The organism is Ruegeria sp. A5 (genome assembly GCF_056543005.1).
Map to the genome: position 1 here is coordinate 232,679 of NZ_JBQGAV010000005.1, position 21,856 is coordinate 254,534.

General features: G+C 57.6%; 22 protein-coding genes. 11 read left to right on the top strand and 11 right to left on the bottom strand.

The features are described 5' to 3' along the window. Positions 1 to 11: 11 nt before the first annotated feature. Complete coding sequence (locus ACR0AY_RS13610) at positions 12 to 797, top strand: 23S rRNA (adenine(2030)-N(6))-methyltransferase RlmJ (RefSeq protein WP_170514000.1); 786 nt, start codon at positions 12 to 14, stop codon at positions 795 to 797. A gap of 172 nt (positions 798 to 969) precedes the next feature. Here the strand turns inward: ACR0AY_RS13610 and ACR0AY_RS13615 are convergent, their stop codons facing one another. After that, a complete protein-coding gene (locus ACR0AY_RS13615) occupies positions 970 to 2,541 on the bottom strand; it encodes a 2-isopropylmalate synthase (RefSeq protein WP_170514003.1) in 1,572 nt (523 codons plus the stop codon). Positions 2,542 to 2,621: 80 nt separating this feature from the next. Continuing rightward, positions 2,622 to 2,837 carry a hypothetical protein gene (locus tag ACR0AY_RS13620; RefSeq protein ID WP_170423793.1) on the bottom strand — a complete coding sequence of 72 codons (216 nt, stop codon included), beginning with the start codon at positions 2,835 to 2,837 and terminating at the stop codon, positions 2,622 to 2,624. Between ACR0AY_RS13620 and ACR0AY_RS13625 the strand changes: the two genes are divergently transcribed. Continuing rightward, positions 2,818 to 3,483, top strand: a complete 666-nt coding sequence (locus tag ACR0AY_RS13625) for an SDR family NAD(P)-dependent oxidoreductase (protein ID WP_170514164.1) — start codon at positions 2,818 to 2,820, stop codon at positions 3,481 to 3,483. The genes ACR0AY_RS13620 and ACR0AY_RS13625 overlap by 20 nt on opposite strands. A gap of 7 nt (positions 3,484 to 3,490) precedes the next feature. On the opposite strand, the gene ACR0AY_RS13630 is transcribed toward ACR0AY_RS13625, so the two are convergent. After that, positions 3,491 to 4,996 carry a 2-isopropylmalate synthase gene (locus ACR0AY_RS13630; RefSeq protein WP_170514006.1) on the bottom strand — a complete coding sequence of 502 codons (1,506 nt, stop codon included), beginning with the start codon at positions 4,994 to 4,996 and terminating at the stop codon, positions 3,491 to 3,493. 141 nt (positions 4,997 to 5,137) lie between these two features. On the opposite strand from ACR0AY_RS13630, the gene ACR0AY_RS13635 reads away from it, so the two are divergent. The 3 genes from ACR0AY_RS13635 to ACR0AY_RS13645 all read left to right on the top strand — a co-directional run bounded on the left by ACR0AY_RS13635 (position 5,138) and on the right by ACR0AY_RS13645 (position 8,837). Next, positions 5,138 to 6,796: an NAD+ synthase gene (locus ACR0AY_RS13635; protein WP_170514009.1), complete on the top strand. Its 1,659-nt coding sequence runs from the start codon at positions 5,138 to 5,140 to the stop codon at positions 6,794 to 6,796. Between the two features lie 218 nt (positions 6,797 to 7,014). Continuing rightward, the gene (locus tag ACR0AY_RS13640; protein WP_170514012.1) at positions 7,015 to 7,356 is read left to right on the top strand and encodes a hypothetical protein; all 342 of its coding nucleotides are present in this window, start codon (positions 7,015 to 7,017) and stop codon (positions 7,354 to 7,356) included. A gap of 149 nt (positions 7,357 to 7,505) precedes the next feature. Then, positions 7,506 to 8,837 (top strand): NAD(P)/FAD-dependent oxidoreductase, encoded by a 1,332-nt coding sequence (locus tag ACR0AY_RS13645; RefSeq protein ID WP_170566385.1) that lies wholly within the window; start codon positions 7,506 to 7,508, stop codon positions 8,835 to 8,837. 3 nt (positions 8,838 to 8,840) lie between these two features. Here the strand turns inward: ACR0AY_RS13645 and ACR0AY_RS13650 are convergent, their stop codons facing one another. After that, positions 8,841 to 9,773, bottom strand: a complete 933-nt coding sequence (locus ACR0AY_RS13650) for an MBL fold metallo-hydrolase (protein ID WP_170395914.1) — start codon at positions 9,771 to 9,773, stop codon at positions 8,841 to 8,843. Positions 9,774 to 9,889: 116 nt separating this feature from the next. Between ACR0AY_RS13650 and ACR0AY_RS13655 the strand changes: the two genes are divergently transcribed. Beyond that, positions 9,890 to 10,324, top strand: coding sequence for a DUF1801 domain-containing protein (locus ACR0AY_RS13655; protein WP_170514021.1), 435 nt, complete (start codon positions 9,890 to 9,892; stop codon positions 10,322 to 10,324). A gap of 60 nt (positions 10,325 to 10,384) precedes the next feature. Further along, positions 10,385 to 11,710, top strand: a complete 1,326-nt coding sequence (gene gltX, locus ACR0AY_RS13660) for a glutamate--tRNA ligase (RefSeq protein ID WP_170395918.1) — start codon at positions 10,385 to 10,387, stop codon at positions 11,708 to 11,710. A 15-nt stretch (positions 11,711 to 11,725) separates the two neighbouring features. Here the strand turns inward: gltX and ACR0AY_RS13665 are convergent, their stop codons facing one another. Beyond that, positions 11,726 to 12,337 (bottom strand): gamma-glutamylcyclotransferase family protein, encoded by a 612-nt coding sequence (locus ACR0AY_RS13665; RefSeq protein WP_170514025.1) that lies wholly within the window; start codon positions 12,335 to 12,337, stop codon positions 11,726 to 11,728. Positions 12,338 to 12,431: 94 nt separating this feature from the next. Here ACR0AY_RS13665 and ACR0AY_RS13670 point away from each other — a divergent pair, with 94 nt between their 5' ends. Continuing rightward, the gene (locus ACR0AY_RS13670) at positions 12,432 to 12,878 is read left to right on the top strand and encodes an RrF2 family transcriptional regulator (protein ID WP_170395922.1); all 447 of its coding nucleotides are present in this window, start codon (positions 12,432 to 12,434) and stop codon (positions 12,876 to 12,878) included. Between the two features lie 2 nt (positions 12,879 to 12,880). Here ACR0AY_RS13670 and ACR0AY_RS13675 read toward each other — a convergent pair whose 3' ends face one another. Then, positions 12,881 to 15,409: an FtsX-like permease family protein gene (locus tag ACR0AY_RS13675; protein ID WP_170514027.1), complete on the bottom strand. Its 2,529-nt coding sequence runs from the start codon at positions 15,407 to 15,409 to the stop codon at positions 12,881 to 12,883. Beyond that, the gene (locus ACR0AY_RS13680; RefSeq protein WP_170395925.1) at positions 15,406 to 16,101 is read right to left on the bottom strand and encodes an ATP-binding cassette domain-containing protein; all 696 of its coding nucleotides are present in this window, start codon (positions 16,099 to 16,101) and stop codon (positions 15,406 to 15,408) included. The genes ACR0AY_RS13675 and ACR0AY_RS13680 overlap by 4 nt, the downstream gene beginning before the upstream one ends. Before the next feature lie 69 nt (positions 16,102 to 16,170). Here ACR0AY_RS13680 and ACR0AY_RS13685 point away from each other — a divergent pair, with 69 nt between their 5' ends. Both ACR0AY_RS13685 and ACR0AY_RS13690 read left to right on the top strand, forming a co-directional pair. Then, on the top strand, positions 16,171 to 16,791 hold the full coding sequence (locus ACR0AY_RS13685) for an arylesterase (RefSeq protein WP_170423816.1): 621 nt from the start codon (positions 16,171 to 16,173) through the stop codon (positions 16,789 to 16,791). Between the two features lie 9 nt (positions 16,792 to 16,800). Beyond that, positions 16,801 to 17,415: an SOS response-associated peptidase gene (locus ACR0AY_RS13690; RefSeq protein WP_170514030.1), complete on the top strand. Its 615-nt coding sequence runs from the start codon at positions 16,801 to 16,803 to the stop codon at positions 17,413 to 17,415. Here ACR0AY_RS13690 and ACR0AY_RS13695 read toward each other — a convergent pair. Both ACR0AY_RS13695 and ACR0AY_RS13700 read right to left on the bottom strand, forming a co-directional pair. After that, positions 17,412 to 17,966: a L,D-transpeptidase gene (locus ACR0AY_RS13695; RefSeq protein ID WP_170408281.1), complete on the bottom strand. Its 555-nt coding sequence runs from the start codon at positions 17,964 to 17,966 to the stop codon at positions 17,412 to 17,414. The genes ACR0AY_RS13690 and ACR0AY_RS13695 overlap by 4 nt on opposite strands. Before the next feature lie 167 nt (positions 17,967 to 18,133). After that, positions 18,134 to 18,340, bottom strand: coding sequence for a cold-shock protein (locus ACR0AY_RS13700; RefSeq protein ID WP_010442474.1), 207 nt, complete (start codon positions 18,338 to 18,340; stop codon positions 18,134 to 18,136). A 327-nt stretch (positions 18,341 to 18,667) separates the two neighbouring features. On the opposite strand from ACR0AY_RS13700, the gene ACR0AY_RS13705 reads away from it, so the two are divergent. Then, positions 18,668 to 19,216, top strand: a complete 549-nt coding sequence (locus tag ACR0AY_RS13705) for an REP-associated tyrosine transposase (RefSeq protein WP_170514033.1) — start codon at positions 18,668 to 18,670, stop codon at positions 19,214 to 19,216. A 322-nt stretch (positions 19,217 to 19,538) separates the two neighbouring features. On the opposite strand, the gene ACR0AY_RS13710 is transcribed toward ACR0AY_RS13705, so the two are convergent. Next, the gene (locus ACR0AY_RS13710; RefSeq protein ID WP_170514035.1) at positions 19,539 to 20,075 is read right to left on the bottom strand and encodes a hypothetical protein; all 537 of its coding nucleotides are present in this window, start codon (positions 20,073 to 20,075) and stop codon (positions 19,539 to 19,541) included. Positions 20,076 to 20,127: 52 nt separating this feature from the next. Then, entirely contained in the window at positions 20,128 to 21,795 is a 1,668-nt protein-coding gene (gene ettA, locus ACR0AY_RS13715) for an energy-dependent translational throttle protein EttA (protein ID WP_170514038.1), read from the bottom strand. Between the last annotated feature and the right edge of the window lie 61 nt (positions 21,796 to 21,856).

Genomic DNA, 21,856 nt, shown 5'->3' on the forward strand with positions numbered 1-21,856 from the left:
TAGAAGGCATAATGCTCTCATATCAACACATTTACCACGCTGGAAATCTGGCTGATGTGCAAAAGCACGCTTTATTGGCGTGGACGCTGCGTTATTTGACCCAAAAGGACAAACCCCTCAGCTATATCGAAACGCACTCCGGGCGTGGACTATATCACCTTGACGCGGCTGAGGCGGTTCGAACGGGTGAAGCTGTCGCCGGGATCGGGCGCGTCAGGCGCGAAGGTTGGTTTGATTCCGATCATCCAATGGCGCGGGTGCTGGATACCATACAGGCCAGTCACGGCGTGCAAGCGTATCCCGGTTCACCCCTGATTGCGGCCAACCTGCTGCGAAAACAGGATAGCCTGCATTTCGCCGAGCTGCATCCGCAGGAACATACGGCACTTTCACTGGCGCTGTCTCCTTTCGGGGCGAAGGTCTATCGGCAGGATGGGCTTGAGTTGGCCCAATCGTTGCTGCCTCCGACCCCGAGGCGGGGCATGATGCTGATCGATCCCAGTTATGAAGTGAAAGCCGAGTATGACCGTTTGCCTGGGGTGATCGCGAAGCTGCACCGCAAATGGAATGTGGGTGTGATCGCACTTTGGTATCCAATCCTGACGGATGCACGTCACAAGGCTATGATTTCGTCTCTGAAATCCGCTGGATATCCCAAAACGATTTGCCATGAGGTGACGTTCCCTCCGGCGCGGGAAGGTCATCGCATGGTCGGATCAGGTATGTTCATGTTGAATGCACCCTTCGGGATCGAAGACGAAACGCGCCGCTTGTCGGAGCTGTTCGCTCAGCTTTGATAAGCAAGAATTACACAGGGAAAGCTCCCGTCCTGTTTGCCCGCATCAAAGATGCCGTCAAACGCGTTGGGCCCGGCAGCGCGCCAGTGGCGCGCTGCCGGGCCCAAAACCCAAGAAGGGTCGGCGAAGCCGGGCCGCCGCGGGCGCGGGAGCCATTCGCCTTACCCTTCAATCAGGTCAGGTCTTTGTAGCTGATCTCGCGTGTATCTGCTCCCGGACCAGCCTTTTCACGACGCATGATCAGGCGGTTCAGCGCGTGGATATAGGCTTTGGCCGACGCAACCACCGTATCTGTATTTGCAGACTGACCGGTGGCGATCATACCATCCTCTTCCAGACGGACCGAAACCGTGGCTTGCGCGTCCGTACCTTCGGTTACCGCATGCACCTGATACAGTTGCAGCCGCGCAGTGTTGGGATAGATCGCCCGGATCGCCCGGAAGGTTGCGTCGACTGGGCCGTCACCGTTTTCCGTGGCGATCCTGTCTGCACCCTCTACCTCCAGCTCGACCGTCGCTTCGGCCTGACCTCCGGTACCGCAGGTCACTTTCATCGACACCAGTTGAAGATGATCGTCCGCTTCGTCGTCGACGCTCACTAACGCGATGAGGTCATCGTCAAAGACTTCTTTCTTGCGGTCGGCCAGATCCTTGAAGCGCACAAAAATGTCTTTGAGCTGGTTGTCACCAACCTCATACCCCAGCGTTTCGAGCTTATCGCGCAGCGCAGCGCGGCCCGAATGCTTGCCCAGCGGCAAAGAGGTGCCAGAGAGCCCAATGTCTTCAGGGCGCATGATCTCGAAGTTTTCGCGGTTCTTCAGCATGCCATCCTGATGGATGCCGCTTTCATGGGCAAATGCGTTCTTTCCAACGATGGCCTTGTTGAACTGCACCGGAAATCCGGCCACGGTCGCGACCCGGCGTGAAATATGCATGATCTTGGTGGTGTCGATGCCAGTATGCCACGGCATGATGTCGTTGCGTGTGCGCAACGCCATCACAACTTCTTCCAGCGCGGTGTTGCCTGCGCGTTCACCCAACCCGTTTATGGTGCATTCGATCTGACGCGCACCACCTGCGACCGCTGCCAGAGAGTTTGCTGTCGCCATGCCAAGGTCGTTGTGGCAGTGGGTGGCAAAGATTACCTCATCCGCGCCGGGAACCGTCTCGATCAGGCGCTTGATCAGATCTGCAGACTCGACCGGGGCAGTATAACCGACAGTATCGGGGATATTGATCGTGGTGGCGCCAGCCTTGATTGCAATCTCGATCACACGGCACAGATAATCCCATTCGGTCCGGGTCGCATCCATCGGCGACCACTGCACGTTTTCGCAAAGGTTGCGCGCGTGGCTGACCGTTTCGTGGATCTTGTCGGCCATCTCGTCTTGCGTCAGATTTGGTATCGCCCGGTGCAGCGGAGAGGTTCCGATAAAGGTGTGGATCCGGTTCTTCTCGGCGTGTTTCACCGCCTCCCAACACCGATCGATATCGGCGAAATTGGCGCGGGCCAGACCACAGATGCGGCTGTTCTTCGAGCGCTCGGCGATCTCGGACACCGCTTTGAAGTCGCCTTCCGATGCAATGGGGAATCCGGCTTCGATGATGTCGACGCCCATCTCATCCAGAAGCTCGGCAATTTCGAGCTTTTCGTTGTGGGTCATGGTCGCGCCGGGGCTCTGCTCGCCGTCGCGCAAGGTGGTGTCGAAGATCACGACTCGGTCTTGGTCGGTCACGTTTGTCATGGGGTTCTCTTTCTTCTTCTGTCCTAAAGCCTCTTGGCGCGCGGGCGTCCTCCTCTGAGCGGGCGCGCCGGATGGCACGCTCAGAGGCGGATTAGGATCAGTAGACCACGCAGCAACGCGCCGCTGGGTGCGGCGTTTGCAAAAGCGATATCTGCGCGGTTGATCATGGGGATCAGCTTATACAGGGCGCGCGGCGAATGAAAAGCGGGAAATTTACGGGGGAACAAAATTGACGGTGGAGTTGAAGCGATGAAGCTTTCGGCTAACTTCTCGAGCATGAAAACTGCATTAATCATCGGAGCTTCTGGCGGTATCGGGCGCGCTTTGAACGATCACCTGACAACGGATGGTGTCAAAGTCACCCGACTGGCCAGATCAACGGATGGGTTTGACCTGACTGACCCGGATGGCGCCGAGCGTATGCTGGCGTCCCTTTCTGATCCGTTTGATCTGATCATGGTGGCCTCAGGGGCGCTTGAGATTAACGGTATGGGTCCGGAAAAATCTATGCGCACCTTGTCCGCGAAGGCGATGATGGACCAGTTCGCGCTGAACGCAGTTGGTCCGGCCTTGGTGTTAAAGCACGTGCACCGCCTGCTGCCACGCGACCGCAGATCGGTGATCGCCGTGCTGTCGGCCCGAGTTGGTTCAATCGGGGACAACCGGCTGGGTGGGTGGGTCAGTTATCGTGCGGCCAAGGCGGCTGTGAATCAGATAGTACATACGGCTGCCATCGAATTGGCGCGCACGCACAAACAGGCCGTTTGTGTCGCTTTGCACCCCGGAACAGTCAAAACGGCCTTTACCGAAAAGTACCTTGCCCGCCACCCGGCTGTTGAACCCAATGAGGCCGCAGCCAATCTGCTGTCCGTCATCAATGGACTCACCCCAGCTGACTCGGGCAGTTTTTACGATTGGGCTGGTAAGCGCGTGCCTTGGTAGGGCTGATTTAGCCGTCGTTTGTATCCGGGTCCGTCGCGTCAGGGGCGGGCGCGTCGGGGGTAGAGTCGGGCTCAGGGGTTTCGGCGCTCGAAGCGGGTGTTTCGGGCGCAATCTCTGTCTCGGTCGCCAGCGTGTCATTTTCCCAGACGCCGGTCTCAACCTCGCCGCCTGCGAAACGCATCGTGCCGTCACCATGGCGTTTGTTTTCCAGGAAATTGCCCTCATAGACATCCCCGGTCTCATAGGTGGCGGTTCCAAAGCCAGTGATCTTGCCGTCGGCCCAGTCGCCTGTGTAGCTGTATCCGCCCGGTCGGGTCAGTGTTCCCTTGCCGTGACGCTTGCCATTCAGAAAATCGCCTTCGTAAATGATCCCGTCCGGAAACGTAGCCTTGCCCTTGCCCTGTCGGACACCGTCTACCCAATCGCCATCATAGCGATAGCCATTTGCAAAGGTCAGAATACCTTTGCCGTCGAAGCGGGCGTTTTTGAACTGGCCCGTATAAGCCGTTCCGTTGGGATAGGTTGCCGTGCCGGTGCCCTCAAAAATCCCGGCGATCCAGTTGCCGTCGTAAACTGATCCGTCGGGGTATGTCGTTTGCCCCTTGCCATGAGGCAGGTCATCTAGAAAGTCGCCGATATAGACCGAACCATCGGGATAGAGCATCTCACCCAGGCCCTCAATCTGGCCCTTTTGCCAGGCGCCTGTGTACGCAAATCCGTCGCTACCACTATAGGTGCCCTGACCATGGCGCTGGTCATCAGCATAGTCGCCTTCATAGGTCGCACCGTTGGCATAGATGGATTTGCCTTTGCCCTGTCGGCGATTTTCGACCATTTCGCCTTCGTAGACATCTCCGTTTGGTTGAACCAAACGGCCTGTTCCGGCCATCTGGTCGTTGGCCCAGGACCCAGCATAAGTCATGCCGTCGACCCAGACCTGACTACCCTGACCATGCCGTTGCCCGCCATTCAAGTCGCCCTCATAGGTACTTCCATCGGCGTAGGTGATCTTGGCGCTGCCGGTTTTCTGGCCGTTTACCCAGTCGCCCTCATAAACCGAGCCATCCGGGCCGGTCAGCACGCCGTGACCGTGATATCTGGCGTCCTTGAAGCCGCCCTCGTATCGCGAGCCGTTGGAATATGTCGCGATACCGGTACCGTTTATCGTGCCGTTGGCCCACTCGCCCTCATAGGACTGGCCATCAGAATAGACGATTTTGCCGCGCCCTTCTGGTTGGCCCTTGGTGAATGTCCCTTCATAGACAGAGCCATTGGCGTAGCGCGCGGTGCCTTGTCCTTGAATCTCGCCCTCGACCCATTGACCGGAATATTCAAAACCGTTCGGCAGGCGGTAAGTGCCGGTGCCATGGCGCAGCCCGTTTTCGAACGTGCCCTCGTAGACACCTCCGACATCATCATCAGCGATGACAATCTGACCGTCCTGTTGGGCGATAGCAAAAGACGCCAGCATTGTAAGCGTTGCAGCGGTAAGGGATGTGCGGATCGCTTTCATTTTTGTACCTGCCTGCGGTGTTTGTGTTGGCGCAAAACTAAGATACCGCCGAGGGCAGAGCAACGGCTTTTGGCGCATTTGCCTTTCACTCGCGGTGTGATCTGCTAAATCCCTGAAAGACATGAGGGCAAGAGGGCAAAAATGGCCGATCGTTTCCGCATCACTCTGGCGCAATTGAACCCAACGGTTGGGGATATCGACGGTAATGCCGCCAAGGCTGCTGCAGCCTGGCAGCAAGGGCGCGCGGCGCAGGCTGATCTTGTGGCGCTGCCCGAGATGTTCATAACCGGCTACAATACCCAGGATCTGGTGATGAAGCCCGCGTTTCATCGGGCCGCGATGAATGCGGTGCAGGCGTTGGCTGAAGACTGTGCCGGCGGCCCGGCGTTGGCCATCGGCGGTCCTTGGGTTGAAGATGGGAAGCTTTACAACGCCTACCTGATCCTTAAAGGTGGGCGGATTGTCAGCAAAGTTCTTAAACATCATTTGCCCAATGAAACCGTCTTTGATGAAGTACGCCTTTATGATGCGGGTCCTATGGGCGGCCCTTATGCGGTTGGAAATGTTCGTATCGGCAGCCCTATTTGCGAGGATGGCTGGCACGAGGATGTCGCCGAGACACTGGAAGAAACCGGGGCCGAGTTTCTGCTGATCCCCAACGGCTCGCCCTATTTTCGAAACAAATACGATATCCGGTTGAACCACATGGTGGCTCGCACGGTCGAAACGGGTCTGCCGGTAATCTACCTGAACATGGTCGGCGGGCAGGATGATCAGGTTTTCGACGGTGCTACGTTTGGATTGAACCCGGGTGGAGAGCTTGCGTTCCGCATGCCCGTCTTCGATGAGGCCGTCAGCCATATCGATCTGTCGCGCCAAGATGACGGATGGCGTATTGTGGCTGGTGAAGTCGTGCCGCAACCCGACGAATGGGAGCAGGACTATCGCGCGATGGTGCAATCTCTGCGCGATTACATGGGCAAGACGGGGTTTGGCCAAGCTGTGCTGGGGTTGTCGGGCGGCGTCGACTCGGCGCTGGTGGCCGCAATAGCCGTGGATGCGATCGGTGCGGAAAATGTACGCTGCGTAATGCTGCCTTCGGAATATACAAGCCAAAGTTCTTTGGATGATGCCGAAGCCGTCGCCAAGGCGCTGGGCGTGCACTACGACTTTGTGCCGATCTCTGAGGGACGCGCAGCGGTAACCAACACTTTGGCTCCGCTTTTTGCAGGGCGGAATGAGGACCTGACCGAAGAAAATGTCCAGTCTCGCCTGCGCGGTCTTCTGCTAATGGCGATCTCGAACAAGTTTGGCGAGATGCTGCTGACCACCGGCAACAAGTCCGAGGTCGCAGTCGGCTACGCCACTATCTATGGTGACATGAACGGTGGCTATAACCCGATCAAAGATCTGTACAAAACTCGCGTGTTCGAGACCTGCCGCTGGCGCAACGCCAATCATCGCGACTGGATGATGGGTCCCGAGGGTGAGGTCATACGCCCTTCGGTGATCGACAAGCCGCCAAGTGCTGAATTGCGTGAAGACCAGAAAGACAGCGACAGCCTGCCGGACTACCCCGTTCTCGATGCGATTCTTGATATTTTGGTGGATCAGGATGGCTCAATCGCCGACTGCGTTGCAGCCGGATTTGACGAGGCCGAGGCCCGGCGGGTCGAACATCTGATTTACATTAGTGAATACAAGCGCTTCCAGTCCGCGCCTGGCACACGGTTGACACCGCGGGCCTTCTGGCTGGATCGCCGCTATCCGATTGTAAATCGCTGGCGGGATAGAACGTAAGCACCGCTCTGATTGAAGAATTTACCATTGTTTCGAAAGTGCATGGTAATGCGGATTTCTGCGGCAGTTTGTTTATCCATTTCAGCCAGTTGTGCGATGAAAAGACTATGTTTCGCTTGTACGCGCGTCCTTTTTTTGCCACATTTACGACAGGGGTCTGCCTCATATGGGGCGGATGTGACGCAATCCGGTAGGTTGGCCTGCCATTTTCAGAGCCGATGACCGGGATTGTGGAACTGGGAAAAGGCATCCGTGTTTGGGATGTCAGTAAAGGTATTGGTGGTCAAATGATGAATGGATACGATAAGCCGCTTCATTCTCCGTTGCAGTTGAAGCCTATGGAATCAGCGCCGCGCAAGTTGGATGAACAGGCGCTGGATGCTGCGATTGCAGACATTATGAGCCAGGAAGAGCCGACGCCCGGCGTGGTGGCAGGCCCGGTTCCGTTGCGATCGGAATTTCCGGTGTTGCAGCCACAGGAATCGCTTGCATCAAAGTCCGATCCCAAGCTCAGCACGGTACTGCGCCAGAAATGGGCGCAACTTTCCGGGGCGGCGTAATCTGAACGCATCTGCGCGGCGTAATTCGCCGCGCATTGGCCAATTGGCCACAGGTTCCGGCAATTGCCCGGGACCAACCGATTTCTACATTGCCAGTGAAATCGCCTTCAGGCTGGATGTCGCTCCGATGAACGAGCACCGAGCGGTTAATGCCAGGCCCCACACCGACACCCGTCGAATCTGATCTCACACTTCCCAAACACGTAGATGTTGTCGTCATAGGTGGTGGAATCATCGGGGCTTCGGCTGCCTTCGAGCTTGCTGAGCGAGGTGTTTCCGTTCTGTTGTGCGAGAAGGGCCGGATTGCGGGCGAGCAAAGCTCGCGCAATTGGGGCTGGGTGCGCCTTGGGACACGTGATCCGCGCGAGATCCCCCTGATGCAAGAGGCGCTTAGAATCTGGCAAGGGCTGGATGCGCGATTGGGACGCGCCACAGGCTATGTTCAATCAGGAATCGTGTTTGGCGCATCTGGCGCACGAGACGATGAAAACCTGACGCGATGGCTGGACCATGTTGAAGGGCTGCAAACAGGTGCTCGCATGGTATCCGGCCCTGAACTGGGCGGGTTGCTTTTGGATAACAGTATGAAACTGCGCTCAGCGCTTTACATGCCGCAGGACGGGCGGGCCGAGCCGCAATGGGCGGCCCCCGCAATCGCCGAGGCGGCGCGCGACCGTGGGGCCGCGATCATGACGCAATGCGCGGTGCGAAGTGTCGATGTTGCTGCGGGCCGGATCGCAGGTGTTTTCACCGAACGCGGCCGCGTAAGGTGTAGTCAAGTCGTACTTGCAGGCGGAGCCTGGTCTCGGCTGTTTGCGGGGAACGCTGGAATCGCTCTGCCACAGCTCAAAGTGCTCAATACGGTCATGCGGACCTCTCCGGTTGCAGAAGGGCCAGAGGTGTCGCTTTGGAGTGATGATTTTGCCATTCGAAAGCGCTCGGACGGGGGATACACCATAGCTTCGGGTCACGAGAATACAGTGGACATCGTTCCTGACAGTTTCCGACTCGGGTTGCAGTTTCTGCCCGCATTCCGGCAAGAGTGGCGGTCCTTAAGGTTTCGCCTTTCGAGACGCTGGATGGTCGAGGCGAATGAAGACCGAAGCTGGCTGCCGACCGATGTGACACCGTTTGAACATTGCCGAGTACTCGACCCGGAACCTTCCCAGAAAGTGTTGCGAAGGGCGTGGGCCAACGCCCGCAAGGCGTTGCCTGCGCTTGATAGTGCGGAGATCGTGCAAAGCTGGGCCGGCCTGATCGATGTGACCCCGGATGCGATCCCGGTCATCTCGAAAGTGGACGCGGTGCAGGGCCTGCATATTGCGACCGGTTTCTCTGGCCACGGTTTTGGCATCGGTCCTGCCGCCGGTCGATTAGTGGCGGACCTTGTTACGGAAAGCACGCCTTGCGTTGATCCGACCGCCTTTCGCCTGTCCCGTTTCACGGATGGGTCAAAAGTGCGGCCGGATGCTGGTTTTTAGCCTCTAACCCATCATTTGATAGCTGACCGGCACGAACCGGAACCCGTCGCCACGGGATTCGACATACCCAGCGGCTGGGAAAGGCATGTGATAGCCGATCATAGGCACTTTGTCCGCAGCCAACATGCCCAGCACATTCCGGCGCGATTCCGTTGCAGCGGCTTTGTCCATGTCGAATCGCACTTCCCATTCAGGATGTGCAAATGACCAGACATAGTGATTTGCAAGATCCGCCGTCAGGACCAGACGCTGACCGTTACTTTCTAGGTGATAGACCATATGGCCCGGAGTATGACCAAACGCTGCCATACCGGTGACGCCGGATGCGACTTCACCACCATCCCCGATAAAGGTCATCTTCTCTGCCATCGGGGTGACTTTGGCTGCAACCATATCACCCACTCGGTTGCCCGCGTCTTGCGCTGACCAAAAGTCGTATTCGGGTGCTGCTGTTACATAACGCGCATTGGCAAAAGTCGCGGCATCATTGGTTGTCATACCACCGATATGATCGGGATGCATGTGGGTAATGACCACCACATCGATCTGATCAGGCGTTACGCCGGCGTCGGCCAGCGCGGCCTGAATTCCACCTTGGCCAAGCCCAGTATCAAACAGGATCATCTCGGACCCCGTATTAACCAGCGTTGGTGTGAAGAAGAACTGCGCAACATCTGGCGAGATGAAGTTGTCAGCCGATACACGGGCGAAATCTTCATCCGAGGCGCCGCCGCCGAAAATGTCTTGCGCACCATCACGAGGCAGGCTGCCATCCAACAAGGTGGTGACGGTGAAATCGCCCAGTTGAAACGATTTTGCTATTGTAGAGTTGGCTTTGGTCTCGGTACCTGCGGCCAGAACAGGCGACGTAGCTGCCGCAAGCGGCAGAGCCGCAACCGTTCCAAGCGCCGCCCGGCGAGTCAATCTGATGGTCATGGTCGTTCTCCCTGTCAGAGCATGTTTGAGTGAATTAGGTCAGTCTGGGCCTGTGGCCATACTATGGCACTGTTATATGGGCTGCGTGGTTGAACATTACGTGTTAATTTTTGTTCATGCCGCGATCTGCGAATAAAACTGTACCCACAGGGCAAAACGTTGCTGATTTTCTGGCGAGTATTCAGCCGACCCGCAAGGCGGATGAGGCGCACGTGCTGGACAGGCTGTTTCGTGAAACCACAGGTTATGCGCCAGTAATGTGGGGCCCGTCGATCATTGGCTATGGTCGATATCATTATCGCTATGCGTCAGGGCGCGAGGGCGACTTTCTCGCAACTGGGTTCTCTCCGCGCAAGGCGGCGCATTCCATCTACATCATGCCAGGGTATGCCGACTTCGGAGATATCTTATCGAGACTGGGCAAGCACAAGCTGGGTAAATCCTGCCTCTATGTGAATAAACTACCGGATATTGATCTCGACGTGCTTCGTGAACTCATCAAAGCCGGGCTCGAACGCTTAGATGGCATTTGGCCGGTTGAACCGACCTGAAAGCCCCTGCTGGACAAAATCGCGCCCATGTGAGATGAGCCGCGCCAACAGGAGACTTCCATGACCACGACCCGTTTTGCCCCGTCGCCCACCGGTTACATCCATGTGGGCAACCTGCGCACCGCCCTGATGAACTATCTGATCGCCCGCAAGGCTGGCGGTACGTTCATTCTGCGCATTGATGACACCGATCCCGAGCGGTCTAAGGAAGAATATGTCGACGCGATCAAGCAGGATCTGGAGTGGTTGGGCCTGCATTGGGACCGGGTTGAGCGACAGTCGGAGCGTCTGGACCGCTACGCCGAGGCCGCCGATAAGCTGCGCGAGATGGGCCGGTTCTATGAGGCGTTCGAGACGCCCACCGAGCTGGACCTCAAGCGCAAGAAGCAACTGAACATGGGCAAGCCGCCGGTCTATGACCGTGCAGCGCTGAACCTCAGCGATGCCGAGAAAGAAGCCCTGCGCGCTGAGCGTGGCAATGGCGTCTGGCGGTTCAAACTGAACCACGAGCGTATCGAATGGAACGATGGCATTTTGGGCGACATCTCGATCGATGCAGCTTCAGTATCCGACCCGGTGCTGATCCGGGGCGATGGTCAGGTTCTCTATACGATTGCCTCTGTGGTCGATGACACCGAGATGGGCGTAACCGATGTCGTGCGCGGCTCGGACCATGTCACCAACACCGCAACGCAGATTCAGATCATCGAGGCCTTGGGCGGGACCTGTCCGCGTTTTGCGCACCACTCGTTGCTGACTGGCCCGCAGGGAGAGGCGTTGTCGAAACGCTTGGGCACTCTGGCCTTGCGCGATCTGCGAGAGCAGGGCGTGCAGCCAATGGCCTTACTGAGTCTGATGGCGCGTCTGGGGTCGTCAGATCCGGTTGAGCTGCGCTCGGATATGGCAGAGTTGATCGACGGCTTTGATGTTACACGCTTCGGTGCAGCCCCAACCAAGTTCGACGTGCAGGACCTGTTCCCGCTGACTGCGAAGCATCTACAATCGCTGCCGCTGACCGATGTGGCCGATGCCGTTGCTAAAGCAGGTGTACCTGCTGAACTGGCCGAGCCTTTCTGGACCATGGCGCGCGAAAACATCACGACGCTGAGCGATCTGGAGGGATGGTGGGAATTGTGCCGTGATGGGGCCGAACCCCTGATCGCTGACGAGGACCGTGAGTTCATTGCTCAGGCTGTCTCGTTGCTGCCCGAAGGCCCATTCGATGGGGAAACTTGGGGCACATGGACCAAGGCCGTGAAAGAGGCCACAGGCCGCAAGGGCAAAGGCCTGTTCATGCCGCTGCGCAAAGCGCTGACGGGGATGGAGCGCGGGCCCGAAATGGCGACCTTGCTGCCGCTGTTGCAGGTGATCCGCGCTCGCGGCTGACTTCAGGGTCAGTGCTTAGAATACGAAGGAGGCAGGTAAATCACCTGCCTTTCTTTGTTCTCCGGGTCGCAAAACTTGCGCCGAAACGCGTTGCAGGCGGTCATCCACGAATTCGGTCTCGGCCTGCTTCAATTGTTGGTGACGGGGATAACGGGGCTCGGCGCGGTCGTTCAAAATCGGAGCATCCCAACCATCGGTTGTTGCAAAGAAGCGATCGGCGCCCTCTGGTCCAAAAGCCCGCAGATACCCTTGCACGACAACATCAATATAGCTGAGCAATAGGGGATGGTGATTGCTGGGCGCGGTGTGTCGATCATGCGGGACTGCGTAGACAGCGATTTCCACCTCTTGCGTCAGAGTGTGCGTGACCGACCGTGTGGCTGGAACGCGGTCATAGGCCCATTCTCTTTCATCCAACGCGGCCCAGTCGTTTTTAGGAACATGGGCGATCATACCATCGATCTCGGAATCAGCATCCGGCACAGCGGTCAAAAACGCCACCGGGCGCAGATCCGTGTGCCGCCATGCGCGTCGCCAACCTTTCAGTCGCGCTGGGCGCGGGTCGGGGAAATCATGCGTCGACAGGTTCACGAGGCTGCCATAGCCGAAGAAATAAGGGTCTGCCATGCGGGTCGCGTCCTTCTTTGACGATTGATGTATGTCAAACAGTCTTTTTACGAGACATGCAATAAAGCTTCACCTTGAGATTCGGGAGGCCCTAATGCGGATTACCAAACGGACGAATATCGCGGTGCGTGTTTTGATGTATTGCGCCGCACATCAGGAACGGCTGGTCACGAAGGCCGAGATCGCCGATGTCTGTAATATTTCAGAAAACCATCTGGCACAGGTGATCAACCAACTGAGCCAGCTAGACTATCTCAGCACACAACGCGGCCGCAATGGCGGCATGACGCTGGCACGCCCGGCGGATCAGATCCGGGTCGGGTCCGTGTTTCGCCATGTCGAAGGCGGGTTGCCGATTGCCGAGTGTTTTGCGGATGCTGACAACACCTGCCCACTGACCGATGCCTGCCGCCTCCGGTTGGCGCTGCAAGATGCGGCTGAGGTGTTTTATGCGTCGCTGGACGAAATCACGCTCGATGCGTTGGTTTGCGACAATGACCAATTGCTGAAAATATTGCAGCCTGTCGCTTGTATGCGCTGAACTCAGTCGCTGGCGCGCAGTATACGCGCAGGGCGTACTGAAAGCGGGCGCAGGGCAAAGACCATCCCCGCGCCTAAGGTAACGCCAACACCGGCGATGACGATCCCAAGCGCGGATGGCCAGATGACCGCGAACTCTGTGTCGAATATATAAGTAGCCACGGCCCAACCGCCCAGAATTCCGGTCAGCAAAGCAACGCAACCTGCGGCTGCTCCCAAAAGGATTGCCCGCAGGGCAAAGCTGCGCAATATGCGCCCACGGTTGGCACCCAGAGTCTTGAGGATCGCTGCCTCGTACCTACGCGCCGGTTCGCCCGCTGCCGCCGCACCGATCAACACTAAAAACCCGGTCAACAGAGAAACCCCTGCGCCATATGAAGTGGCTGCTGCAAGCCCTGCCAGCAGGCCTGATACCCGGTCGATGGCGTCTCTGACCCGGACTGCCGTGATGTTGGGGAATTGACTGGCCAAATCACGCAGAATGGCGGCCTCGGCCTGTTCTTCGGCATAGACGGTAGCGATGAAGCTATGCGGGGCACCAGCCAAGGCAGAGGGGTTCATCGACATGACAAAACCCATTCCTGCAGTGGAGAAATCAACTTCGCGCAGCGATGTGAGTTCAGCTGTGATATCGCGGCCCAGGATATTAACGGTCAACTCATCGCCCAGTTTCAGGCCCATCTCGTCGGCCTCTTCTGCGGCAAAGCTGACTTGCGCTGGGCCGCTGTAGTCCTCTGGCCACCAAACCCCGTCAGTCACGCGGGCATTCCGTGGGGGGCGGGCAGAGTAGGTTACGCCTCGGTCGCCGTCTAGAACCCAGTGATCGCCTGCAATCTCGCGCGCGGGTCGGCCATTGATTTTGGTAATGATCCCACGCAGCATCGGAGCGCTTTCTACCCGACTGACGGCAGGGTCGGTGTCGAGACGTTCGCTGAACCCGGGCATCTGATCCTTCTGGATATCGACGAAGAAATACGAGGGTGCGACCTCAGGCAAGTTGCCCGAAATCGCATTGCGTAGCGTGCCGTCGATCTGCCCCACCGCCGCAAGGACCGAAAGGCCGAGCCCAAGGGACAGGACCACCGATGCTGCGCCTTCGCGTGGGTCAGAGATGGCGGACAACGCCCACCGCAGGGCTGGACGCCCTCTGGCCCAAGGAGCGCCCGCGCGGGCCAATTTGCGAATGGCAATGGCAGAAAAGGTCAGCAAAGTGAGCGCCCCCGCCAGACCTGCGCTTGTCCAGAGGGTCAACCGGGTTGAACCGCTGAACCAAGCGGCGGCTCCGATCAGTACGGCCAGGCCAATTGCAGTCGCAATTACATAGATCAAGCGCGGGAAGCTGCTTGCCGAAGTCAGCGCATCCCGGAACAATGTTGCCGCACGCACCTCCTCGGTTCTGGCCAGAGGCCAAAGCGTAAACAGGAACGCGGTTAGCACACCATAAAGTGCGGCCTCGAACAGGGGCTGCGGATATAGCGAGAATACAGCAGGGATCGGCAGTTGGGTTTCGATAACCGGTGCCAGCAGCATTGGAAGCGCCGCGCCCAGGGTCAAACCCATGACGATACCAACGCCTGAAAGAACGGCGATCTGGATCATGTATGTCTGAAAGATTGTGGCCCGATCAGCGCCCAAAGTCCGCAATGTCGCAATGGTTTCCGTTTTCTGGGATAGATAGGCGCGCACGGCAGCCGATACTCCGATCCCCCCAACCGCCAATCCGGATAGACCAACCAGCACCAGAAACGCGCTGAGGCGCCCTACAAACTCGGATATCCCCGGCGCACCATTGCGGGCATCAGTCCAGCGCATGCCGGTTCCCTCGAAGGCCTGCCTGGCCTGCTGCGACAGCGCCTCCAACTCGGCGGTTTGCGGCAAGTTCATCCTGTATTTGGTGGAAAACAAAGTACCCGGAGCCAGCAGGCCCGATGATTGCAAATCCTCGGTTCGAACCAACGTGCGCGGTCCCAGCGAGAACCCATCTGCCGCACCATCCGGTTCGTGTTCCAGCGAGGCCATCAAAACGAACCTCTGCGTGCCGAGATCAAATTGGTCCCCAATCGCAAGGTTCAGGCGGTCAATCAGTGACGGAGCCATCGCGGCGCCAGGCAGCCCATCGGCGCCCGCCAAGGCCTCGGGCAAAGAAACTGCGGGTTCCAGAGCCACCGATCCCAACAGCGGATAGGCCCCGTCCACGGCCTTCACCTGAGTTAACGCCCGTTGCGCGCCTGCGCCATCATCCGTGACGGCCATGGACCTGAAATCGACGACCTCCGACACTGCTTGCGCGGTGTCCGCCATCCAGTCACGTTCCTTATCGTTTGCAAAGCGATAGGTGAACTCCAGCTGGGCATCGCCGCCTAAGAGCGACGCGCCCTCTTGTTGCAATCCGGTCTGAATGGCCTGGCGCACCATGCCAACCGCAGCAATTGCTGCAACACCCAAAGCCAGGCAGGCAAGAAACACCCGAAACCCGCGCAACCCACCGCGCAGTTCGCGCCGGGCCAGACGACCGGCCAGACGCAGGCTCATTCGGCGGCCTCACGCTGGGATTCCTCGGCGATACGCCCATCGCGCAAGCGCACAACGCGGTCGCATTTCTGAGCCAGCGTATGGCTGTGCGTGACCAGAACCAGAGTTGCCCCGTGACGGTCCCGCAGTCCAAATAACAGATCAATGATTGCTGAACCGTTGGTTTCATCCAGATTTCCCGTTGGTTCATCTGCCAGTAATATATGCGGGCGCGGGGCCGAAGCGCGGGCCAGCGCCACACGTTGTTGCTCGCCGCCTGACAACTGTGCCGGGTAGTGATCGATACGATGTGAAAGGCCCACGGCCTCCAACTCGGCCGCGGCGCGCTGGAAAGCATCTTTGTGTCCCGCGAGTTCTAACGGGGTCGCCACGTTCTCAAGCGCGGTCATCGTCGGAATCAAGTGGAAATTCTGAAACACTACGCCCATGGCATCTCTTCTGAACCGTGCCAGCGCATCCTCGCTCATTTTCGTCAAATCTTGGCCCAATGCGGTAACGCGTCCACCAGTTGCCTGTTCTAAGCCGCCCATCAGCATCAGTAGCGAAGACTTTCCGGAACCAGAGGGACCGATAAGCCCCAGAGTTTCACCCTTGCTCACAGTCAAAGTGATGTCGTGCAGGATATCCACTCTTCCGGCATTGCCATCCAGCGATAATGCGGCATCTTGGAGGGTGAGAACGGGTGTCGTCATCGATCAGGCCATCAAGAGGGGTACAGTCCATTGGGATATGGCGCGATACAGAAGCTGCGCAAGGGTTTGATGTCAGGCGTGTTCATCTGTTGCGGATTTGCCGCGACGGCTGAGCCGGTGGTGATTGCGGCGCTCGGAGATTCCCTGACACAAGGATATGGACTTCCGCAACAAGACGGGTTTGTGCCCCAACTGCAACGCTGGTTGCAGGAGGAAGGGGCGGATATTCAGCTTATCAACGCTGGTGTTTCCGGGGATACGACCGCAGGAGGAGCCTCCCGCGTTGATTGGACTCTGACGCCAGAGGTCGATGGCATGATTGTAGCCCTCGGCGGCAATGATCTGTTACGCGGTATCGATCCGGATGTGTCGCGCGCCAATCTTGAGGCAATCCTGAACACCGCTGAAGCTGCGAATGTCGAAGTTCTGCTGATCGGCATGCAAGCCCCCGGGAACTATGGGACGGATTACAAGCAAAGTTTCGATGCCATGTATCCGGAACTGGCGCAGCAGTATGGCGCGATCTATGCGGAAAGCTTCTTTGACGGGCTCACGACCGAGGGCGATCCTGCAGTCGCGCGCCAGTTCATGCAATCTGATGGCATCCATCCAAATGCCCAAGGCGTTGCGCTGATCGTTGACGCGCTAGGACCTTTTGTACTGGCTTTAGCGGAGCGCGCTGCCGATTAGGAGGGTCCTATGCCAGGCCGGTTTTTTCTCACACGACCAATTGGCGAGATTGCTAAGTTCCTGAACGTGAAAGATAACGTAGGGCCTCAACCCCCGCGCAGGAACATTCAACCGGGTCAGGAGGTGACGGTATTGACCGGTGAAGGCTTGAAGATGATGCGTTGGGGGATGATCCCGGTCGGCAGGGTCAATGCGCGCGGACGTCCGGTGATGGAGACCATTATCAACGCTCGCTCTGAAACGGTTTTTGACAAAAGCGCATTCGAAGGTGTTGGGCGCGCAGTTATACCAGTTGATGGCTGGTACGAGTGGACCGGAGAGAAACGGCGCAAAACTGCATGGCGTATCGCAACGAAGGATGGCATACCGCTGTTATTTGCTGCAATTACGGATAGTTGGGAGGCCCCTGGTGGGCAGCGTGTGGATCAGGTCGCCGCAGTCACCTGCGAGCCAAATGCCGATGTAAAGCCGATCCACCACCGTATGGGCGTGTTGCTGGGGTCGCTGGATGTGGATTGCTGGTTACATGGATCCGAAGAAGAGGCGCAGAAGCTGATGCGCCCATGGCCAGAAGGTCGCCTGAGGATTGAACAAGCCGACGATGTGGATTGGTCGGCGGCTTAGACCACGGTCACCACGGTTCCAATCGGCACCCGGTTGTACAGATCGATTACATGCTGATTCAGCATCCGTATGCAGCCGTTCGAGGCCGCGCGACCGATGGTTTGCGGTTGTGTGGTGCCATGGATGCGGAAATAGGTGTCGACTCCGTTTTGGAACAGATACAAAGCGCGCGCGCCCAGTGGATTATCGCTCCCTCCGGGTTGGACATAGTCGTTGTCCTTGAACCGACCATAGGCCACCGGGTCGCGTTCGATCATCTCATCGGTCGGTCGCCAGGTGGGCCATTCCTTCTTTACGTCGATAGTTGCGGTTCCTGTAAACTCCAGTCCGGCTTTGCCGACGCCGCAGCCATAGCGGATCGCTTTGCGGGGTTCGGTTATGTAATAAAGGTAGAAGGAACGGGGAACGACCAGCAGCTGACCGGGTAGGAATTGCTTTTTGACCCGCACGAATTGTGGCGTGGGATCATACTCGACCGCTTTCTTGGCGCTGACAACGCCCGGAAGCAGGCTGACGGCAGTACCGGCCAGAAATACGCGGCGTGTGAACATGGTGACATCCCTCAAATGACCAAAGAAATCATAACGCTAGTTTTGAAATGATAGCGGATTTGGTCAATCACCGGGGAGGAATAACCCGATTGTGATGTATTCCCTATGCCACACACGGGGCGCGGGCATAGCAGAGAGGGCGGGAAAAATCCCGCCCTTTGAACGGCTTAGGCCAGTTCGATATTGTCGGCGCTTTCGCGGCCGTCACGACCAGCGCGCAGCTCGTACGTGACCTTCTGGTTGTCGGCCAGACCAGTGAGGCCCGAACGCTCGACAGCCGAGATGTGTACGAAGATGTCTTTGCCGCCATCTTCGGGTGCGATAAAGCCGTAGCCTTTGGTGGTGTTGAACCATTTTACGGTGCCTGCGGGCATATCCGTTGTCTCCTGTTTAGTGCTGCCCACGTGGATGCGGCAGCCCGGCGTCGTTGTCTGTATCGATAGACTGAGCGCCGTAGAAGGAGACAGTAGGTCGAAATAGAAAAACGTAAGCCTCTTGGATATGGCATCGGTCAGACGGTGTGGCAAGGGCGGATTGTATGGATTGTACAAGGGTTTGAGGCGGAATCGTCCGTCTTGTACAAAAATCCGCCGATGGTTCTGGTTATTAGTTAGCAGAGCTTTGATAAGGTCCGGTTATTTATCTGGCGCGTCGGAGTGGCATTCAGAATCCGTTAACCCTCGTCATGATCAAGTTACAGCATGAGCGATTATCGACGCGTCCGCATTCCCGGAGCCAAGTATTTTTTCACAGTGTCTTTGGCCGACCGGTCGTCGGATTTGCTGGTGCGAGAGGTGGCGCATTTGCGGGCCGCCTTTGCGGTGACCCAGAGGGAGCGTCCGTTCTGGTGCGATGCGTTTGTTGTGTTGCCGGATCATTTGCACGCGGTTTGGACCTTGCCGCCGGGGGATGCGGATTATTCGACACGGTGGGGTGCGATTAAGGCGCGGTTTACGCGTGGGGTGAAGGCGTCGGGAGTGGTGGGGTGGAACCCCACCCTACGCACAGATTCGAAAATTGCGAAAGGGGATGCTGGGATTTGGCAGCGCCGGTTTTGGGAGCACACCATTCGGGACGAACCGGATTACCGCAATCATATGGCGTATTGTTGGCGGAATCCGGTGAAGCACGGGTTGGTCGATCGCCCGACCGATTGGCCGTATTCGTCAATCCATCGCGATATTCGTGCGGGTCGGGTTGATCCGGAGTGGTGCGGTGTGGTCACCGAGGGACCGTTCGGAGAGCCGTAGGATGGGGTTTCACCCCATCATTTGAGAGGTTGGAGTTTGCAAGTGGTTTTGTGCGCGGGAACAGATCGTGCGGGTTTTCGGGTAGGGTCGTTGAGTGAGTGATGGGGTGAAACCCCATCCTACGCTTGCTCGGAACTGAGCGGAGAGATGATCGAGCGCGCGTTCCGATAGCCATAGAATAGAAATCCGCATTTTGTAGGCCGGGCTGCAGCCCGGCATCCACCATGAACCTTGGATTAACTGGTTTGATTCCATTCAATAGTAAATAAATTTGAAGTCGCGGCTGTTACGCGGCTTGCCGGGCTGAAGCCCGGCCTACTTGCTATTTTTCTAGAAGTTCCGCACATGTGTCACCGATTTTGCGATGGTTTGCATCTAGATTTCCTCGGCGATAAAAATCCTCGACCAAGCCAGCTGCGAAGCAGGAAACAAATGCACCCTTTTGAGCCTGCTCTATCGAAAATCCGTCCTCAACCAACTTGTCGTGCAATCTGGAAACAGACACAATGTAAACGTCAGAGTCCAACGTTTCGCCGAAAACCCTGCTCGATAACTGATAGAAATGCGTATCAACAATTGACAAGACAGTTTGGAATGAACTGTACAGTTTTGCCGGAACAAAATCGATGTCTTCGCGGTTTTCGATGAAAGCAACAATCACATCAGACATTTCTGGATCTACCCATTTGTCTGAGAAATCAAACTTTTCCTGCTCACCGTCGTGCTTCTGCAAGAAATAGGTGAAATCCGCTGGCGCGGCAAAGGTGGTGACCCTCTTTGGCGCTTCAGCCAATGCGCCACTTGCGCCGCAAACTAGGAAAGCAGAAATCTGTGCGCAGCGCGTCGCAAACCTAATCATTAAGAAAGCATCGCCATTTCTGCTGCTTCAACAATACGACCCGCATCCAGCCTCACCGCGCAAACTTCTTATGCTTCAAACGCTTGGGCTCCAGCGCGTCCGGTCCCAGACGGCGCTTCTTGTCCTCTTCGTAGTCTTCGAAGTTGCCCTCGAACCACTCCACATGCGCATCGCCCTCGAACGCCAGAATATGCGTGCAAATCCGGTCGAGGAAGAAGCGGTCGTGTGAGATGACGACGGCGCAGCCGGCGAAATCGACCAGTGCGTCTTCCAGCGCGCGCAGAGTTTCGACGTCGAGGTCGTTGGTTGGTTCGTCGAGCAGCAAGACGTTGCCGCCCTCTTTCAGCAGGCGGGCCATGTGGACGCGGTTGCGCTCACCGCCTGACAGCAAAGATACCTTTTTCTGCTGGTCACCGCCCTTGAAGTTGAAGGACGAGCAATAGGCACGGGAATTGACCTGTGCGTCGCCCAGCTGGATGATCTCGGCGCCGCCGGTGATCGCCTCCCACACGGTGTCGTTGTCTTTCAGGTCATCACGGGACTGGTCGACGTATGACAGTTCAACCGTATCGCCCAGCGTGATGGTGCCGCTGTCGGGCTGTTCCTGACCGGTGAGCATCTTGAACAGCGTCGATTTACCGGCACCGTTGGGACCGATGACGCCGACGATGCCGCCGGGGGGCAGGGCGAAATCCAGCCCTTCGATCAGTTGCTTGTCGCCCATGTGTTTCGACAAGCCCTCGACCTCGATCACCTTGCCGCCAAGGCGCTGGCCGTTGGGGATGACGATCTGGGCGCGGGTCAGCTTTTCGCGCTCGGACTGGTCGGCCAGCTCGTTATAGGCGTTGATCCGGGCCTTGGATTTGGCCTGACGGGCCTTTTGGCCCTGACGCATCCATTCCAGCTCGCGCTGCAGGGTCTTCTGCTTGGACTTGTCCTCACGGGCTTCCTGTTCGAGGCGTTTGGCCTTTTGTTCCAGCCATGCGGAATAGTTGCCTTCGTAGGGAATGCCGCGACCCCGGTCGAGTTCCAGAATCCAGCCGGTGATGTCGTCCAGGAAATAGCGGTCGTGGGTGACGATCAGGATGGTGCCCTTGTAGTCGATCAGGTGTTGTTGCAGCCAGGCGATGGTCTCGGCGTCCAGGTGGTTGGTCGGTTCGTCGAGCAACAGCATGTCGGGCGCTTCCAGCAGAAGCTTGCACAGCGCCACGCGGCGTTTTTCACCGCCCGAGAGGTTGGCAATGTTGGCATCGTCCGGCGGGCAGCGCAGCGCTTCCATCGAGACATCGATCTGACTGTCGAGGTCCCACAGGTTTTCCGCGTCGATCGCGTCCTGCAGGGTGGTCATCTCTTCCATCAGCTCGTCCGAGTAGTTCTCGGCGATCTCCATGGCGATTTCGTTAAAGCGGTCGACCTTGGCCTTTTTCGCGGCCACGCCCAGCATGACGTTCTCGCGGACGGTCAGCGATTCATCCAGCTGAGGTTCCTGCGGCAGATAGCCGACCTTGGCGCCTTCGGCCGCCCATGCCTCACCGGTGAAGTCGGTGTCGAGGCCCGCCATGATCTTCATCAGCGTCGATTTACCCGCGCCGTTGACGCCGACGACACCGATTTTCACGCCGGGCAGGAAGCTCAGGTGGATGTTTTCAAAGCACTTCTTGCCACCGGGATAGGTCTTGGAGACACCCTGCATGTGGTAGACATATTGATAGGCGGCCATGTCGCGTCCTCTGGGTCGGGGAAATCAAGTTGGAACGCTGGATATCCGAGGCGAGCGGGCG

Bases quoted from the DNA above. Each gene is read 5' to 3' on its own strand.
- ACR0AY_RS13610 (WP_170514000.1), top strand. From the start codon at position 12: ATGCTCTCATATCAACACATTTACCACGCTGGAAATCTGGCTGATGTG.
- ACR0AY_RS13615 (WP_170514003.1), bottom strand. From the start codon at position 2,541: ATGACAAACGTGACCGACCAAGACCGAGTCGTGATCTTCGACACCACC.
- ACR0AY_RS13625 (WP_170514164.1), top strand. From the start codon at position 2,818: ATGAAAACTGCATTAATCATCGGAGCTTCTGGCGGTATCGGGCGCGCT.
- ACR0AY_RS13620 (WP_170423793.1), bottom strand. From the start codon at position 2,837: ATGATTAATGCAGTTTTCATGCTCGAGAAGTTAGCCGAAAGCTTCATC.
- ACR0AY_RS13630 (WP_170514006.1), bottom strand. From the start codon at position 4,996: ATGAAAGCGATCCGCACATCCCTTACCGCTGCAACGCTTACAATGCTG.
- ACR0AY_RS13635 (WP_170514009.1), top strand. From the start codon at position 5,138: ATGGCCGATCGTTTCCGCATCACTCTGGCGCAATTGAACCCAACGGTT.
- ACR0AY_RS13640 (WP_170514012.1), top strand. From the start codon at position 7,015: ATGACCGGGATTGTGGAACTGGGAAAAGGCATCCGTGTTTGGGATGTC.
- ACR0AY_RS13645 (WP_170566385.1), top strand. From the start codon at position 7,506: ATGCCAGGCCCCACACCGACACCCGTCGAATCTGATCTCACACTTCCC.
- ACR0AY_RS13650 (WP_170395914.1), bottom strand. From the start codon at position 9,773: ATGACCATCAGATTGACTCGCCGGGCGGCGCTTGGAACGGTTGCGGCT.
- ACR0AY_RS13655 (WP_170514021.1), top strand. From the start codon at position 9,890: ATGCCGCGATCTGCGAATAAAACTGTACCCACAGGGCAAAACGTTGCT.
- gltX (WP_170395918.1), top strand. From the start codon at position 10,385: ATGACCACGACCCGTTTTGCCCCGTCGCCCACCGGTTACATCCATGTG.
- ACR0AY_RS13665 (WP_170514025.1), bottom strand. From the start codon at position 12,337: ATGGCAGACCCTTATTTCTTCGGCTATGGCAGCCTCGTGAACCTGTCG.
- ACR0AY_RS13670 (WP_170395922.1), top strand. From the start codon at position 12,432: ATGCGGATTACCAAACGGACGAATATCGCGGTGCGTGTTTTGATGTAT.
- ACR0AY_RS13675 (WP_170514027.1), bottom strand. From the start codon at position 15,409: ATGAGCCTGCGTCTGGCCGGTCGTCTGGCCCGGCGCGAACTGCGCGGT.
- ACR0AY_RS13680 (WP_170395925.1), bottom strand. From the start codon at position 16,101: ATGACGACACCCGTTCTCACCCTCCAAGATGCCGCATTATCGCTGGAT.
- ACR0AY_RS13685 (WP_170423816.1), top strand. From the start codon at position 16,171: ATGTCAGGCGTGTTCATCTGTTGCGGATTTGCCGCGACGGCTGAGCCG.
- ACR0AY_RS13690 (WP_170514030.1), top strand. From the start codon at position 16,801: ATGCCAGGCCGGTTTTTTCTCACACGACCAATTGGCGAGATTGCTAAG.
- ACR0AY_RS13695 (WP_170408281.1), bottom strand. From the start codon at position 17,966: ATGTTCACACGCCGCGTATTTCTGGCCGGTACTGCCGTCAGCCTGCTT.
- ACR0AY_RS13700 (WP_010442474.1), bottom strand. From the start codon at position 18,340: ATGCCCGCAGGCACCGTAAAATGGTTCAACACCACCAAAGGCTACGGC.
- ACR0AY_RS13705 (WP_170514033.1), top strand. From the start codon at position 18,668: ATGAGCGATTATCGACGCGTCCGCATTCCCGGAGCCAAGTATTTTTTC.
- ACR0AY_RS13710 (WP_170514035.1), bottom strand. From the start codon at position 20,075: ATGATTAGGTTTGCGACGCGCTGCGCACAGATTTCTGCTTTCCTAGTT.
- ettA (WP_170514038.1), bottom strand. From the start codon at position 21,795: ATGGCCGCCTATCAATATGTCTACCACATGCAGGGTGTCTCCAAGACC.